At 38.5% G+C, this 16532-nt stretch carries 13 protein-coding genes and 3 tRNA genes; 7 read left to right on the top strand and 9 right to left on the bottom strand.

Features of this window, described 5'->3' with window-relative positions; all coding sequences use genetic code 11:
• Window positions 1-354: 354 nt before the first annotated feature.
• The 3 genes from B2W36_RS03810 to B2W36_RS03800 form a co-directional block, all read right to left on the bottom strand.
• The gene (locus tag B2W36_RS03810) at window positions 355-609 is read right to left on the bottom strand and encodes a DUF6952 family protein (RefSeq protein WP_209576910.1); all 255 of its coding nucleotides are present in this window, start codon (window positions 607-609) and stop codon (window positions 355-357) included.
• Window positions 590-904, bottom strand: coding sequence for a thioredoxin family protein (locus B2W36_RS03805; RefSeq protein WP_293886482.1), 315 nt, complete (start codon window positions 902-904; stop codon window positions 590-592). Before B2W36_RS03805 ends, B2W36_RS03810 begins: the two co-directional genes overlap by 20 nt.
• 84 nt (window positions 905-988) lie before the next feature.
• Window positions 989-1621: a peroxiredoxin gene (locus B2W36_RS03800; protein ID WP_293880298.1), complete on the bottom strand. Its 633-nt coding sequence runs from the start codon at window positions 1619-1621 to the stop codon at window positions 989-991.
• Between the two features lie 288 nt (window positions 1622-1909).
• On the opposite strand from B2W36_RS03800, the gene B2W36_RS03795 reads away from it, so the two are divergent.
• The 3 genes from B2W36_RS03795 to B2W36_RS03785 all read left to right on the top strand — a co-directional run bounded on the left by B2W36_RS03795 (window position 1910) and on the right by B2W36_RS03785 (window position 3139).
• Window positions 1910-1990: transfer RNA gene (locus B2W36_RS03795), tRNA-Tyr, on the top strand.
• A 236-nt stretch (window positions 1991-2226) separates the two neighbouring features.
• Window positions 2227-2298, top strand: a tRNA-Arg gene (locus B2W36_RS03790).
• A 166-nt stretch (window positions 2299-2464) separates the two neighbouring features.
• Window positions 2465-3139, top strand: coding sequence for a phosphatase PAP2 family protein (locus B2W36_RS03785; protein ID WP_293886481.1), 675 nt, complete (start codon window positions 2465-2467; stop codon window positions 3137-3139).
• Window positions 3140-3172: 33 nt separating this feature from the next.
• On the opposite strand, the gene B2W36_RS03780 is transcribed toward B2W36_RS03785, so the two are convergent.
• Window positions 3173-4360 (bottom strand): MFS transporter, encoded by a 1188-nt coding sequence (locus tag B2W36_RS03780; protein ID WP_293880302.1) that lies wholly within the window; start codon window positions 4358-4360, stop codon window positions 3173-3175.
• Between the two features lie 271 nt (window positions 4361-4631).
• On the opposite strand from B2W36_RS03780, the gene B2W36_RS03775 reads away from it, so the two are divergent.
• The 4 genes from B2W36_RS03775 (at window position 4632) to B2W36_RS03760 (ending at window position 9773) form a co-directional block, all read left to right on the top strand.
• Window positions 4632-7772, top strand: a complete 3141-nt coding sequence (locus tag B2W36_RS03775) for a S41 family peptidase (RefSeq protein WP_293886480.1) — start codon at window positions 4632-4634, stop codon at window positions 7770-7772.
• A 317-nt stretch (window positions 7773-8089) separates the two neighbouring features.
• The gene (locus tag B2W36_RS03770; RefSeq protein ID WP_293886479.1) at window positions 8090-8851 is read left to right on the top strand and encodes a hypothetical protein; all 762 of its coding nucleotides are present in this window, start codon (window positions 8090-8092) and stop codon (window positions 8849-8851) included.
• Between the two features lie 138 nt (window positions 8852-8989).
• Window positions 8990-9062 (top strand) — tRNA-Lys (locus B2W36_RS03765).
• A 246-nt stretch (window positions 9063-9308) separates the two neighbouring features.
• On the top strand, window positions 9309-9773 hold the full coding sequence (locus tag B2W36_RS03760; RefSeq protein ID WP_209576897.1) for a response regulator: 465 nt from the start codon (window positions 9309-9311) through the stop codon (window positions 9771-9773).
• A 99-nt stretch (window positions 9774-9872) separates the two neighbouring features.
• Here the strand turns inward: B2W36_RS03760 and B2W36_RS03755 are convergent, their stop codons facing one another.
• The 5 genes from B2W36_RS03755 to B2W36_RS03735 form a co-directional block, all read right to left on the bottom strand.
• Entirely contained in the window at window positions 9873-10958 is a 1086-nt protein-coding gene (locus B2W36_RS03755) for a hybrid sensor histidine kinase/response regulator (RefSeq protein ID WP_293886478.1), read from the bottom strand.
• Window positions 10959-11039: 81 nt separating this feature from the next.
• Window positions 11040-13181, bottom strand: coding sequence for a sensor histidine kinase (locus B2W36_RS03750; RefSeq protein WP_293886477.1), 2142 nt, complete (start codon window positions 13179-13181; stop codon window positions 11040-11042).
• Between the two features lie 9 nt (window positions 13182-13190).
• Entirely contained in the window at window positions 13191-13955 is a 765-nt protein-coding gene (locus B2W36_RS03745; RefSeq protein ID WP_293886476.1) for a methyltransferase domain-containing protein, read from the bottom strand.
• Entirely contained in the window at window positions 13955-14764 is an 810-nt protein-coding gene (locus tag B2W36_RS03740; RefSeq protein ID WP_293886475.1) for a hypothetical protein, read from the bottom strand. Before B2W36_RS03740 ends, B2W36_RS03745 begins: the two co-directional genes overlap by 1 nt.
• 230 nt (window positions 14765-14994) lie before the next feature.
• Complete coding sequence (locus B2W36_RS03735) at window positions 14995-16329, bottom strand: metal-dependent hydrolase family protein (RefSeq protein WP_293886474.1); 1335 nt, start codon at window positions 16327-16329, stop codon at window positions 14995-14997.
• Between the last annotated feature and the right edge of the window lie 203 nt (window positions 16330-16532).

Below are 16532 nucleotides of genomic sequence, written 5' to 3'. Positions count from 1 at the left end.
ATAGTTATTTTGTCGCTTCGCTCCAAGTGGCAACCTTTAACATAGTAAATATATGTAGAAAATATTGAGTTCTGTCAGATTACTTTAATTAGTTTTCCACATCGCTAAATTTTGTCAACATTTTAGCTTTTGGGAAATGTATAATATATCGTTACCATACCTTAAGCGACTATATTACCGCGACACTTATTGTTTAATAGACAGACTGCTATCTTCATACGATCTAAACAACGTCGTAAGATTTGCTTCATAGTTTGGGCAAATTGGAATTGATATTCATCGCTATACTTCAAACGTTCAAAAAAGATTTAGACACATTAAAGAAAGTTTCAAAATCATACTTTTAAGCAAAAGCTATTTATCAATGGCACCAAGAACACGTTTCATAAATAAATTTAACGCGTCTTTTTTGGAATGACCTTCTTTAATTAATTTATCAACCTCTACCGCTCCATAAAGGTTTGAAATCAATTCACCAAGAACGTCTAGTTCCTCATCTTTCAAAGGAGCCTCTGTTAATGCTTCCAGTGTCTCTATGGTCTCTAGGACGTAGTCTACATCATTTTGCTCGATGAATTCTGTTAAATGCTTAATGACTGGAAGTTTCATTGAATAATTCTACTAATGCGTCCAACTTATTTGTTTGTACTTGATTAACCAATTTACCGTTCTTAAAGGCAGCAAAAGTTGGTAAATTATTCACGTTTGCTAATTTGCGAGATTCAGGAAATTTTTCTGCATCAGCGATTACAAAAGGCACACTTTCATTTTCGCCTGCTAACTTTTTGAATTTTGGTTTCATTATTTTGCAATTACCACACCAGGTAGCGGAATATTGAACCATAACAATATCGTTGCTATTTACAATTTCTTGTAAATTATCGTTTTCTAATTCTTGTAACATGATTTTATTATTAAGGTGATTGATGGAAGTCAACAGGAATCAGGAGCGACTCCTGTTGACGAGACTTGTCGTCTTCGTATTTTGTTAGTGTTTCGCTAAATAGTCAGCTACACCTTTTCTATCTGCGTTCATGGCATCTTTACCTTCTTCCCAATTTGCAGGACATACTTCACCGAATTTTTGTACGTGTGCATAGGCATCGATCAGACGTAAATATTCTTTAACGTTACGACCTAAAGGCATATCGTTTACCGACTCGTGGAATACGCGACCAGTTTCGTCGATCAAATAGGTTGCTCTGTAAGTGACAGCAGAACCTTGTGCTAATGTGCCGTATTCAGGGTGTTCAACTTCTTGAACATCTAATATTCCCAATATACTTGATAAGTTACGGTTTGTATCTGCTAAGATCGGGTATTCAACACCTTCAATACCGCCGTTATCTTTTGCTGTGTTTAACCAGGCGAAGTGCACTTCATTTGTGTCACAAGAAGCTCCGATTAAGATTGTATTGCGTTTTTCAAACTCGGCAGCTGCCTCTTGGAAAGCGTGTAACTCAGTAGGACATACGAAAGTGAAGTCTTTTGGATACCAAAATAAAAGCACTTTTTTACCTTCTTTGACTGCTTTTTCAAAAATGTTAATTTGTAAATTATCGCCTAAATAATCGATTGCATCTACTGTAATGCTTGGGAAACTTTTACCTGTAAAACTCATAATATATCTTTCTTTTTTTGTTGCTACAAAGATACGGCAACTTCGGCCAAAAAGCGAATTGATTTTGCCAATACACTATCGTCAAAATCTATTATGACTAGATTATAACAATAAATTTTTATTATAATAATGATGCGTTAATCCAATGATCAGGCGATCGATTGAATACCTTATAAAAAATAAATAGATTAATAATGCGGTAGTTACAAAATTATGAACTTAAATAATTGCAGTTTTGCAAATCAAAACCTACTTTTGCGCTGTTCAATTTGAGAACAACACAATGCTGGAGGGGTTCCAGAGCGGTCAAATGGGACGGACTGTAAATCCGTTGCTTCGGCTTCGAAGGTTCGAATCCTTCTCCCTCCACATTTTTCTTTTTTACCAAATTCCATTTCAACGTATAAGTTTTAAGTTTGTTTGCGTGTTAATTATTGCAGATTACATGAAATTCTTTGATGAGGTTTTTGGGAATAGCCAACGTCAATGGCTTGAGTAAAGCTAGTCCATTTAGGTCAAGACCTTCCTCAGGAAAAAAATATATCCCGATTTGAGACTTACTATTGACTTATTTATAAAATAAGATTAAGTTTGGCTTCTGAAATGGCCCCGTAGTTCAACGGATAGAATAGATGTTTCCTAAACATTTGATAGCAGTTCGATTCTGCTCGGGGCTACAACAAATAAAGCGATGGATTACCATCGCTTTATTTGTTTAATATGGTTTTTATTTTGGTATCAAAATTTAATCGTAATAGAATTGTCAATTTTTAATAATATTTCTATATTAGAATAATCAAATGATAATACAACAATTTTATCATTGTCTTTAATATAGATTGAATGGGAAAATTTTTAGTATACCAATTTAGAAGGGTATATGCAGCTAATCCTGCTTTTTTTGTTTTCTTTTCCATTTGGGTGTTTCTATTGACCTTTTTGGTGGCTTTTGTTCCCAAGGTTGATTCGTTTCATTTTATAAACTCACACCACGCTTTTTGGGCAGATATTCTCTTTACTATTTACACCTATTTTGGGGATGGTCTCTTTGTTATCACTGTTTTTATTGCTTACTGCTGTATGCAGCAATGGAATTGTGCTCGAGCTATACTCGGTACATATATCTTTTCGGGCGTCATCTGCTGTATGCTTAAAAATCTTTTCCATGTGGATAGGCCGGCCAGCGTATTTCATGGAGATCCAACATTCCATGTCGTCTCTTGGCTGCCTGTAGCCTACTTCAATTCGTTTCCTTCAGGCCATACAACTTCAGCCTTTGCGATGTCAGCCACGATAGCAATTGTCTCAAAAAATAGATCTTTTGGGATTCTTACCTTTGTTTTTGCGGCATTAACTGCATACTCGCGTGTGTATTTGGGGCAGCATTTTGTGATAGATGTATGGTTTGGCTCGATGTTGGGCACGGTTACGGCTTGCATTTATCTGCTGGCAATGCCCTATATTTTAAAAAGTAAACGCATGTCATTTAGCCTACGATTTCTTCAGGTCAAGTTTTAAATCGAAATTTCGATCAGCTGCTTCTTCGAAAAATTAGGCGGGGCTTGTTTGTTTAAATAAAGAGAGTCGCCCTACCATAAAAAACATTAAAAGGCCGAAGCATGCAAAAATACCGTAGGAATAGCGCAGGCTAAACGCTTCGGCAATATAGCCAATTAAAGGTGGCCCCATTAAAAATCCTAGGTAACTGATGCTTGAAACCATGGCTAAAGCTACGCCTGAAGGTACATTTTTGTTTTGTCCGGCAAGGCTATAGATCGAAGGAACGTTGCAGGCTACGCCTATACCTACCAACATAAATGCTAAGGTACAGATGATAAATTCAGGGTAAATAACCGAGGTCATCATTCCGATGAACATTAACAGTCCACTGTATTGCAGCGTTCTTTTTCGACCTAATTTACGGATGACCGCATCGCCAACAAAACGACCTGTGGCCATCATGATCATAAAAGAAGCGTATCCAACGACAACAAATTTTTCGGGCGCTTGTACGATTTCTTTAAAATATACCCCACTCCAGTCAAACATTGCTCCCTCTGTTGCCATACTGAAAAAGCCAATAATACCGAGTTGAAGTAGTCCGCCTTCTGGTTTAGCGAAGAAACTGCGTTTTTCCTTTTGGGGAGATTTTCCTGGCACCAGATACTTGTGATTGATTAGCGTATTCCCGATGACAATTATTAATATGAGTAAGAAATGGGAGAACGTATTCAGTCCGAAGTTCATCGTCAATAAACCGACTAAAGCTCCAGTAAAGCCTGCGATACTCCAAGCGCCGTGAAAAGAGGTCATAATTGATTTTTTGAAGATCTGTTCGGTGGCTACTCCTTGCGTATTAACCGAAATATTACACATATTACCGCTTACCCCGAATAGAAGCAATATAGCCCCCAATTGCCAAGCATTCTGTGCAAAAGGTATGGAACATAACACCAGCGCATAGGCAATGGGTACAATGCGTAAAACACTGGCGCTACCATATTTTGTGACCAGCTTTCCTGAGAGTGCCATCGTAGCGAGTTGCCCAACAGGGAGCATTAATAATATGGTACCTAATTGCCCTTCACTTAAGTTAAGATGTGCTTTAATAATTGGAATGCGACTTGCCCAGGATGCAAACGCAATTCCTTGGCAAAAAAAGAAAAGTGAAACCGCGATTCTTATACGATTTCGCTTCTTATAAAGATCTTCTTCTGAGTGAGTTAACGTTGCGTCCATAGTTTCTGATTTGAGGGTGCAAAGTTAAGGATAAGTATTTCATTAAAGAATATATTGAGTCAAAAAATACGTAAACTTTTGGATTTCGAGATAGGCGGGTTATTATGCCCCTATTTTATTGTTGGTCTAAGCATAAGATAATTATATACGGCACAGTTGTTTTTGCTTATTTCAAACACGATCGGATAAAAATCTTCTTTATTTCATGGTGGTTTGTTCGCTACCAATTTTACCTTTGTATTGGCAAACAATTATTAGCCTCCTAGATAACATGATAAAAAAACTATTTTTAAGTATACTACTGGCCTATGTTGGAACAACCTGTGTTATTGCCCAGCAACCCACATTTCTGTCCCATCCGACACTAAGTCCCGATGGTAAAGAAATGGTATTTAGCTACGAAGGCGACCTTTGGAAAGTGGGGAGTCAAGGCGGTGTTGCAGTTCGGTTGACCGGAATGGAAGGAAACGAGATCAATCCACGCATTTCTCCGGATGGAAAATGGCTGGCATTCTCGGCCAATCAAAATGGTAATATGGACATCTATGTGATGCCGCTGGCAGGTGGAGATATTCGTCAGCTTACTTACCACGATGCTTCGGATGAAGTGGACAGCTGGAGCTGGGATAGTAAATCACTTTATTTTACCTCATCCCGTTACAATAGAATGAGTGCCTTTCAGGTTGCTTTGAATGGTGGAACGGCAACAAGATTGTTTCCCCATATCTTTAATTATATCAGCAATGTGGTGCCAACACCCTCAGGCGAATTATTATTCAATGACAGCTGGGAAGGTTATAGTTCAGCCAACCGCAAACGCTATAAAGGAGCTTTCAATCCAGATATTAAGAGTTATAATCCCAAAACAAAAGTTTTTCACCAGTATACCGATTATATTGGTAAAGATTTTTGGCCAACAGTCGACCAAAAAGGAAACATATTCTATGTGTCCGATGAAAGTAATGGTGAGTATAATCTCTATCAAATAGCAGGATCGTCGAAGATCCAATTGACGGCTTTCTCAGAATCAATCAAACGCCCGTTTGTCGCAGCAGACGGTAGTAAAATCGCATTTGAAAAGGGTTACCAACTTTATATTTACGATGTCAATGCAAAGAAAACGATGCAACCTAGCATCGCTCTTAACCGCAACCAGGTCTTAGGAAAGCTGAAGGAGTTTAACATTTCAGGTAACATCAGTAATTTCGACGTTTCTCCGGACGGAAAAAAAATGGCGTTTGTATCCCGCGGGGAATTGTTTGTGTCGGATATCGAAGGAAAGTTTGTTCGTCAGATGCCAAGTCAGGGCGAACGTATTATGGAAGTTAAGTGGCTTAAAGACAGTAAAACATTGCTCTATAACCAAACGTATCTCGGGTATCAAAATTGGTTTTCACGCGCAGCAGACGGCAAAGGAGAGGTAAAGCAATTGACAAAAGATCTGCGTAACAACCGTGACATTACGTTTAATGCAGATAAAACAAAAGCTGTATACTTGAGCGGGCGTGATGAAGTTCGTATACTGGATTTGACAAGTTTGAAGAGTGAAATAGTGGTTAGAGACGAAATCTGGGCATTTCAAAATTCTTCACCTTCATTTTCCCCTGATGGAAACTATCTTTTATTTACAGCTATACGTAATTTTGAACAAGATATTTTTGTGTATAACCTGAAAAATGAGCAAACCACTAATTTGACAAATACAGGTGTTACAGAGGCAGCACCATATTGGTCTCCAGATGGTAAATATATTTATTTTGCGAGTAACAGAACCAAACCATCCTACCCCACCGGTATGCAAAACTCAAGTATTTTTCGGATGGCTTTGACCAATTTTGATCAGCCTTATCGTAGCACAAAGTTTGATGAACTATTTGTTACACCCGAAAAAAGAGATACAACATTAAAACCTAAATCAGTCGCGAGTCCAGCCAGCGATGCAAAGAAAACTGTTTTGGTTCAATTGGATTTAGAAGGTTTGCGTGACCGTATTGAACAAGTTAGCCCTGCATTTGGAACGCAATTTAATCCTTTGGTTGTACAAAAGGGCGATAAATCTTATTTGTTCTATTCCTCCAACCACGAAGGAAAATATAGTGCTTATCGGACCGTTTATGAATTATTTGTGCCAGCTAAAACAGAAAAAGTCACTGATGGAGGCTTTGGCCAATTTGTAGCGTCTTCAGGGAAGTACTTCGTTTTGAACAGAGGAACAATTCAGAAATATAACCTGGATCTGAATAAACTTGATGCGGTGACAATGAGTTTTAAATTCAATCGGGATCTCGAGAAGGAGTTCAGTCAAATGTTTTATGAAACATGGGCCAATCTGGAGGAAAATTACTACGATAGTCACTTTCATGGGGTAGATTGGGTAGCTGTCAAGAAGAAGTATGAACAGTATCTTCCAGGGATAAACGATCGGACAGATTTGCGTATCCTATTAAATGATATGTTGGGTGAACTGAATTCGTCGCATTTGGGTTTTAGTTCAATTGGGCAGGAAGAACGTAAACCGTTTGGTTTTGTAACGAATGAAATCGGTGTACTTTATGATGCCACTAACCCTTACAAGGTTAGCTATATTGTTGCAAATGGCCCGGCTGCAAAAAAGGAAGTTGATATTCAAGAGGGGGATGTCCTCCTTGCTATCAACGGAACAAAATTAAATACGCAGGCCGACCGCGATAATTATTTCACCTGGCCTTCTTTGGAGGAAGAGATCCAATTGACCTTCGATCGCAAGGGAAAGGAAGTTCAGACAAACATTCGTCCGGTTTCCAGCACAACGTTTAAAGATTTGCTCTACGACCAATGGATTAGAGATAACCGAAGCCGTGTAGACCAGTTGAGCGGTAGCAAGATTGCCTATTCCCATATGAAGAACATGTCTGATGCTGAATTGCAACGCTTTTTGATTGACATGGCCGAGCAGGAGAACAATAAACAGGGGATAATTTTAGACTTAAGGTATAATACAGGAGGAAATGTCCATGATGAAGTTTTAAGGTTCTTGTCTCAGCGTCCTTACCTGCAATGGCAATATCGTGGGGGTAAGCGTGCACCACAAAGTAATTTTGCACCGGCAGCCAAACCGATTGTCCTGTTAATTAATGAGCAATCTTTGAGCGATGCAGAAATGACCGCAGCGGGCTTTAAGGCATTAAAACTGGGTAAAATCATTGGTAACGAGACCTATCGTTGGATTATTTTTACGTCAGCAAAAGGTTTAGTTGACGGATCAAACTATCGACTTCCTTCTTGGGGATGTTACACCCTTGATGGTCAGGACCTCGAGCAAACTGGAGTTGCACCGGATATACTTGTGAAAAATACAGTCCAGGACCGGATGGAAAATAAAGACCCGCAATTGGAAAGAGCAATAAAGGAGATCCTAGGTGCCATAAAATAATTCTATTATCCACTAGAATTATTTCATGAAAATGGGCTGTCTAACAAAGTTGGACAGCCTATTCTTTTGCAGCGCTTTTTTTTCTTTGAATATATTCTTTCGCACCTTGTTATTTGTCGCTTTTGCTATTCTTCGCTTTGCATTCTATGATTTCCTCATCTAGTTCTGACGGCTGTCCTGTGGAAATTAGTAGCTGATTTTAAATGGTTTTTATTTTTAAGTTGTTGCTTATTAGGTGTTAATGGTTTTATGTTGCGTTTCATTGTGAAATTGCTGATTGTGTTGCATCCCTTCCAAAAAACTAAACAGGAGATAATATGAAAAAGATTTTTTTAGAGGTAAAAGAGGCTTGCTCGGCAGATTGGGATAAGATGACTCCACAGGAGCAAGGCCGTTTCTGTGGTCAATGTAAGAAGATCGTTGTTGATTTTTCTCAGATGGATGATCAGGAGATTGTAAATGAAATAAAGAACTCTAATAGAAGGTTATGTGGGAGATTTTATGAAGACCAATTAATGCGCGAATTAGATGCGCATGTTTCCTTTGCTAAAAACCCTATTTGGCGCGGTGGGTGGACAGGAATCGCAGCGGGATTCATGTTGGTCGGATCGTTGAGTCTTTATACGGCTCAGGCACAAAACAAATTGACGGGGGAAGTAGTCGTTGTACAGTCTGCGATGGGAATCAATAAGGTTAAAGAGCAAGGCCACATCGACGTGTTAACAAACGATAGCAAAGTATCAAAGGACAGCGCCTATAGTGCTAAGGTTAGCATAAAAGGTCGTGTGGTTTGTGCGGGAAGTGATGTGAGTATGGCGGGAACAACGGTCTCTTTAGGAAATTATGGTACTGAAGTGGATGATAAAGGGAATTTTCAGCTTTGGGTACCACGATCGCTACTTGGGGTAAATCAAGAGCTCCGTGCACAAATGTTAGGGTATAAAACGGTGGTGGTTCCATTGAAAAATGGGAATCAAATGCATTTGGATAAACCAATAGAAATGGAAGTTAGGCCAATGATCATGGGAAAGATAACTGTTCCAAAGACGAAGCACAATATGGAGCGGAAGACGAATTAAGGTATAGAGACTCTTTATACGGCTCGCTTGATTATTACAAATGCATTAACAATCTCCCTTGAATGTCATAAAAGTCAAAAAAATATTCTTTTTCACTTGACTTTTTCTGCGTTGAACCTTACATTTGGTCTATCGAATGACTTCGTAGCTCAGTTGGTAGAGCAACAGACTCTTAATCTGTGGGTCCTGAGTTCGAGCCTCAGCGGGGTCACTTCCAAAAAAGCCGTTTTACGTACGTAGGATGGCTTTTTTTATTGCTAAACAACCTTGATAATTTACTTATTTCAGTTATTAACTTCATGTTATTAGTAGCGTGGGGAGGTTATAAAATTTGGCTATGAGATCCGCTTATCGTATTGGTCATCGAATATTTTCTGCTCGGAAAACATAAAACTCTTTAATCTGTTATTAATTCAGGAAATTAATTGCGTAAATTTGTATTTCAGAAGATAAGCTTATGGAAGACAAGAAGATTTCGATATTGTACGTTGATGATGAAGAAAACAATTTGTTTTCTTTTAAAGCGACATTTCGGCTAAAGTATACCGTATTTACCGCCATTAGTGGCGCTGATGCAATCGATATTGTCAAAAACAATCAAATACACATTATTATTACGGATCAACGTATGCCAGAAATGACTGGTGTAGAGTTTTTGGAGCAGATTATTAAAATTAATGCCGCCCCTATGCGTATTCTTTTGACAGGATATACGGATATGGCTGCTGTTGTTGACGCCGTTAATAAAGGAAAAATCTTTCATTATCTCAATAAGCCTTGGAGCGAAGAGGAACTCGATCAGACGATTCAGCGCGCTTATGATGTATATGCAGAACGTCAAAAGATTGTGGAGACAAATTCTCAGCTAGAGACTTCTAACGACCAATTGGAATTTTTGTTACGCCAAAAGCTACTTTCGTAAAAATAAGATAAGTTTAGGAAAGTAATCTTTTAAGCTTGTTGATGTTTTCTCGTAGTTTGATAAGCTTTCCATCGTCTATGATGGTCAACTGTAAAAGGCTTATTTGCTCGGTATGACGACAGTAAAGGTCGTACCTTGATTGAGTTGTGATTGCACTTCAATTTTTCCCTGGAGCTTCAAGAGTGCATTTTGAACATTATAGAGTCCAAACCCCATCCCTTTAGCTTGATCACTAGCTCTGAAGAATAGTTTGAATATATCGTCAACATACTCTGGCGATATCCCTATTCCATTGTCGCTCACAACTATTTTCGCTTTACGTTCTGATACCAAAACAGAAAGCTTGACAAACTGATTCTCTTGCCCCTTACTTTGGTATTTAAAAGCATTAGAAAGAAGATTATGTAAAATGAGTTCAAGAAGCGCCTTGTCTCCATTAAAATTCTCCTTTTGATCCACTAAAATTTCAAAAGCGACCTCTTTATTTTGCGTATACATACTATAAAATTGACGTATATTGCCAAAGAGTTCTTCAAAATTTATCTCGGACAGCAGGAGCTCGCCTCGTCTTAGTAAATAATAGTCGCGTAGGCTGTCAATGTAAGCGTCCAAACTAACTAATGAACTATCCATTAGCGCGAGCAACTCATGAATTCGATCTACGCTGTCAAACTCCAGTCCAAGTTTCACAGCGGAAAGAACTCCGGTCAACGGATCACGAAGGTCGTGGCTAACGCTATAAGCAAACTTATCTAATTCATCATAAGCTTTTTGTAGCTCGCGATTTTTTACCTCAAGCATGGAGTTTGCAACATAAAATTTATTTGCCTCTTCTATAGCCGAAACAATCTCTTCATTCATCCAGGGTTTGCGGACAAATCTAAATATATGTCCTTTATTGACTGCTTCAATTACAGTTTCCATATTGGCGTAAGCTGTTAGAAGAATACGGATTGGCTTTGGAAAGTCTTTTTTTATGCGGTGTAAAAAATCGATGCCCATCTCATCAGGCATACGCTGATCGCAGAAGATAATACGGATATCCGGATGAGTATGAAGTATCTTTTCAGCTTCAGTTGTGTTCGATGCTGTATAGATCGTATAATCGTATCTAAAGTTCGCTTTAAAGCTAACTAAATTGTTGGCTTCGTCATCGATATATAGTATTTCAAACTCACTCTGCATAATTTTATTATATGGTTTTATTCCCTTACAAAAGATATGAAAAAATAATAGTTAATTGACTATTTTAAGTTTATAGTTACACTAATCATTTTGTTGAATGGGAATGATTAGTGTAAAACTTGTACCCTGTCCCACTTCTGAATCTACAACAATCCGACCATGATGTTTTGCAATAGTATTGTAGGCAATGGACATTCCCAGACCAGTGCCCTCGCCGACGTCTTTCGTTGTAAAAAATGGTTCAAAGATGCGTTCATGAATTTCTTTTGGAATACCAATACCATTATCGGCGATTTTAATAAAAACCGAACTGTCATCGCTATAAACTCCGGTCTCAAGACTTATTTTTCCACCAACTTCATGATTGAATTTTTTATTTACAGCATAAATAGCATTTGTAACAATATTTAGAAATACTTGATTAAGTTTACCTGCATGACATTCTACTTTTGGCATATTTCCATAGATCTTATCAACCTCTATTGTGTTATTCAATAGACTATTGAGAATAACCATCGTTGATTCAAGTCCCTCATTTAGATCGGCAAATTTTAATGTATCCTCATCCACACGAGAAAAAATCCGTAAACTTTTGACTATTTCCGCGGTACGGTGAGCTCCATCGTGCATACCTTTTAATAGAAAATCCACTTCTGTTTTTAAATAATCAATATCTAGATCGTCTTTAAATTTTTTGATCTGAATTTGTTTTTCTGTATCCGATATACCTTCTTTAAAGGCGATACGTTCCACTTCCTCCAGTGTTTCCCAGATCATCTTTATGTCACGTTTTAATGGGGCAACATTCGATGTAACAAAATTGATAGGGTTATTGATTTCATGAGCAACCCCAGCTGTCAACTGACCAAGGGACGCCATCTTTTCTGCCTCAACAAGCTGAGATTGTGTTTCCTTCAGGTGCGTAAGCGTGGTTTGTAGAGACTCGTTAGATTGTGTCAATTCACGTGTACGCTCATCCACTTTCTGTTCCAACACTATGTTTTGCTCGCGTATCAATCTTTCGTTTTCTAATGAAATCGCTAATTCCCTGACTTGCGAGGCTTCTTTCTCTTCTTTTAAGATATTGATACTATAAGCTAGACCGAATGATAATAGAGCCATTTCAACAACGGAAGCAATTTGTACAGCGTTGCTTGTAAAATCGTTGTACTGTAGGATGCCATAGTCCTTTAGTAAGAATACTACTGAGCCCAACAGTAAAACCGTCCAACCATAAACAAAATATTTAGCGGGCTTATAACCATTTATCATCACGCGGTAGGATAAGTAAAGGACGAATAAAGACCCCGCTCCCGTTGTTAATTGCATCACTGTAAATGCCAGTTGGGTAAGGTTTAGCAGTGTTAGAATTGCGCCAATGACAAAGAGGACGATGAAAAATGTGATCACACGGCGTGATCTAGGGGCATTTTTGGATAATTGGAGGAATGAATCTGCAAAAAGTAAGGCACATAATCCTGATAGACATCCAAAAATAATCGGCCCTTTTGTTGCGAAATAAGTCCAATTTGGCCATAAATATTGAAAACTGTAACCTTTAATTCCCATTTGTGTTATTCCTGCACAAAGAACATATAGTACATAATATAGATATCCCCTCTCCCGAACAGAGAAAAATAAAAATAAATTATATATTGCCATAATGCAGACAATTCCGATATAAATACCGCTTAATAAGCTATCATCATTCATTTCTTTTAAGAAACTTCGTTCGTTACTTAAATAGATTGGTAGAATAATCTGTTCGGTACTCTTAACTCGAATAAAAAATATGGTTTTCTTATTCCCTGTTAATTGAATGTCAAATGCGTAATTGGGTACCTTATACTTTCTAGCCGAAAAAGGGCGATGTTCTCCCAACTTGATCGATTTATAACTCCCATCTGATGATGGAATAAATAATTCGACCTCGTCAAGAAGAGGATAGGCGATCTCGAGGAGTAGCTCAAGTTTATCTTTGCCCTTATTTATCATCGGCAACCGGAGCCAGATATCAGACGATGACGTACCTAAATTGGGGACTTTGCTTCCCAAAGGTCGGAAGGATGAATCCGAAGTATCTGAAAAGTCAGGCCGTCCATTGCCTTCGTAGCGCTCTAGGCCATATCCGATCAATAAACGCTGCGTTGGGTGTTCTATAATAACCTCACCAAAGCTATATGTGCAGATCAATAGGAAAATTAGGTTAAGCCAGCATCTCATCACAATATGCTATTTTTTTGCTTCGGCGATAACTAAATTCATAGAGACAAGGAAGCAGCCAGCTTCGTCAGCTTGATCCAATGTTTTTTGAAATTCCTCCATCTCGGCGGTGCTCAATTGCTCTTTTTCGACCATTTCTAAAAGGATTTTATCTAAAAATAGATAACGATTAGCTTCCTCTTTCGAGCGGGCCACCATACAAAATGTTTGCAATTCTACATGTTTAAAACCTTCTATTAATAGATCTGAGGTTAATTTATTTCCGGCCCAGCCATTATTAACTTTTTCATCGGTCAAATAATGGCATATTTTTGCCTCAATACTCACGTGTTTGCTATAGAATGTCAGACTATTCCAGATGGTCTCAACGATAACCAGAGGTTTGCCCTCAATCAAAACACGGTGAACCTCGGCAAACATTTTTTGTGCTTCCGATAGATGTTGTACAACGCGTTCCATTCTAATACCGGAGATGGAATTGTCTGCAAAGCTAAGGTTGTAAACCTCACCTTGAACGAAGTCCACATTTTTTATGTTTGCAGCGCTTGATTTCGCATGCTCTATTAGGTTGTTATCATGATCTAAACCAACGACTAGTACATTATCACCCAGCATGTTCGCCAAGTTGATGGCATCCATTCCAGTGCCACAACCAAGATCGACAACCACACCCTCTTTAATCGAATTAAAAGGAGTGTATGAATGTATTTTCAATTGTTTAAGAAAATCACCGGTATCCATCAAGTATCCGGCATTATAATGCTTATTGTCCATCACAAAATATTTAAATTACGATCATCTGGCCTATGGTCTAATGATGTATGTTTCAGGTTTTTAATAATCTCATTTAGATCCCATTGATTCAAATTCGGAATATCAATTTGATAATGGATTTCAATTTCTTTATTCCGCAAAGTTTCTATGCGGACAATATTGGAATTATTACGAAGGGAAAGAATTGCATCTTTGTTTTCTTGATCGGCTTCTGTTAGGGTTTCTAGGTTTCGCATAATCATCACCGTTGCAAGCAGGTCCAGCTTAGGGTAATAAAATGTACCATTATTTCCAACACTGGTGTCGATCCTGTAGCCAACACTTTCTGCCAATTTCACTGTATAAGGAGCGCATAAAGCAAATAGCGATTTAATGCCGACCTGTGTACTGATTGCAGCTCCAGCCCGTGTTAGAAATATGCTACCAATTCCGTATCCAGCAATCTCTCGCGAGTTCCATAGCCCACAACCTTCACCTGTTCCCTGTTGCGCGTGCTCATAAACAAGATCTAAAATTTTAGCATCCATCGATCCGGTTGCTTGTTCAATCGGAAGAGGTTCGCTACCACCAGATACGTGTATGCGTACTCCTCCATAGACTTTGTCGCCATCAAGGGATTCTACGATCAGCACGAATGATGCTGGATTATACATCCAGTCATTTTTGGAGGAAGTCACCTTTTTTACGCCTATAGCAGTTAATACATGCGCGTGTCCTTCTATGAAACGTTCACAGGTTTGGGGATCGTCGATAGCCCGAAATGCTCTTAGTCTTACTACTGGACGTCCTTCGTTGAATAATAATGCCACCGAATGCTTGATTTATCGTTTAAACGCAAATCTAATCAATTAAATGCAAAGCTGTTTATTCTTCAAATAATTTATATCTTAAAGAAATTATCTGTACTTCTCCATGATGAAATTGTTCGATTTTTTTCATCTACATAGGCAAAAATTACCTATTTTAACTGATTTCATCGAAAATATTTTATTGTCTTATTAAATTATATTTTTGACATCATAATGTCCACCTCACAGCATTAATGTTTCTGCAGGGTATTTTTATAAATCTGACCATCTTTCATAATTACCAAAAAGTTTTTATCTGGATCTGCCAACAATTTTAGATCCTTGAGCGGGTCACCATCAACAAGGATGAGATCTGCCAGCGCGCCTTCCTCAACACTTCCTAGTTTGCCCGGATATGGACTTCTTAATCCTGAAAGCTGTAGAAGTTCACCATTATCGTGTGTAACCATTTTAATGATTTCGACATTTGTAAACCACTTTTGAAGTCGCAATATAAAAGCATTCTGCAATTTATTCAGATCAGGTTCAAAAAGGAAATCTGTACCCCAAGCTAGTTTTACGCCATATTTTTTAGCCATAGGCCACACTTTTTCCTGACCTTCTATGACAGGCTTACGCTTAATTCTTCGTTGCGGATCCATATCCGGCGTATCTTCCACAAGATTTTGTAAACTTAGCCATATATTGTTTTTTGCGATTAGCTGCAACGTTTCTTCGTCAAGCAATTGTCCATGTTCGATACATCTTACGCCAGCTTCGATCGCTCTTTGAATCGCTCTTGGTGTATAAGCATGTACGGTGACATAAGTTCCCCAATCTTCTGCCGCTTCCACTGCCGCCTTCATCTCGTCAAGAGTATATTGGGTTACATCTACTGGATCGTATGCAGAAGAAGTGCCCCCGCCTGCCATGAGTTTAATTTGACTCGCTCCAAATCTCAAATTTTCTCTCACTGCAGTCAATACCTCGGCACGCCCGTCGGCGATAAATGTGGCACCATATCGTTCTGCACGAGAGACTACTCCAAAAAAGCGGCGTGATTTTTCCTCAGGAGTACGAAAGTCCCCATGCCCTGCCGTCTGGCTTATCGTAGCCCCAGATGGCCATATCCTAGGTCCCAAAAGTTTGCCCTTATCAATGGCAGCTTTTAATGGGAATATTGGACCACCGACATCTCGTACGCTTGTAAAACCACGCATTAACATCTGTTGAGCCGAACCGCCTACTGTATTGAACAAAAATTCTTCCGATAAGTCATTTGTCATCATCTGTGGCATTGTCAAAGCGCCAAATACCAAATGTACATGGGCGTCAATCAAACCCGGCATGAGGGTTTTGCCTTTACCGTCAATTCGAATGACATCCTTATCTTTCGCCTTAATTGGAGACGCGCTTATGTGCTGAATGGTGCTTCCTTCTATTAAAACATACCTTGGAGAGGTTAGCATTTGACTCGTAAAGTCAATCAGTTTGACATTTTCTATTAAAACCTGCTTCTCCTGACCTTGGATAGCCTGTAGAAAAACTATACAAAGAAATAGAGTTAGTAGTTGACCTAGACGCATAGTATGAAGAATTACGGTGATATATAATATGAAAAATAAATTTTGATTTCAACGAACTGATGTCAGCTTGAAAAGTATCTTCTAAGTTAAACTATAAATTTAATATATTTTAGATGTTTCGGCACAAATTTTCTCTCGACTCCTCTTTTTAGGTAAATAGGAGTCAATAATGCTAGCAATCATTTGAAAAGAGTTAATTTTAT

This window comes from Sphingobacterium sp. UBA3549, assembly GCF_002376635.1.
Classification (GTDB): Bacteria; Bacteroidota; Bacteroidia; order Sphingobacteriales; family Sphingobacteriaceae; genus Sphingobacterium.
Note: the sequence above shows the minus strand (reverse complement) of the source record. Positions and strands in the feature narration are given on the sequence as shown.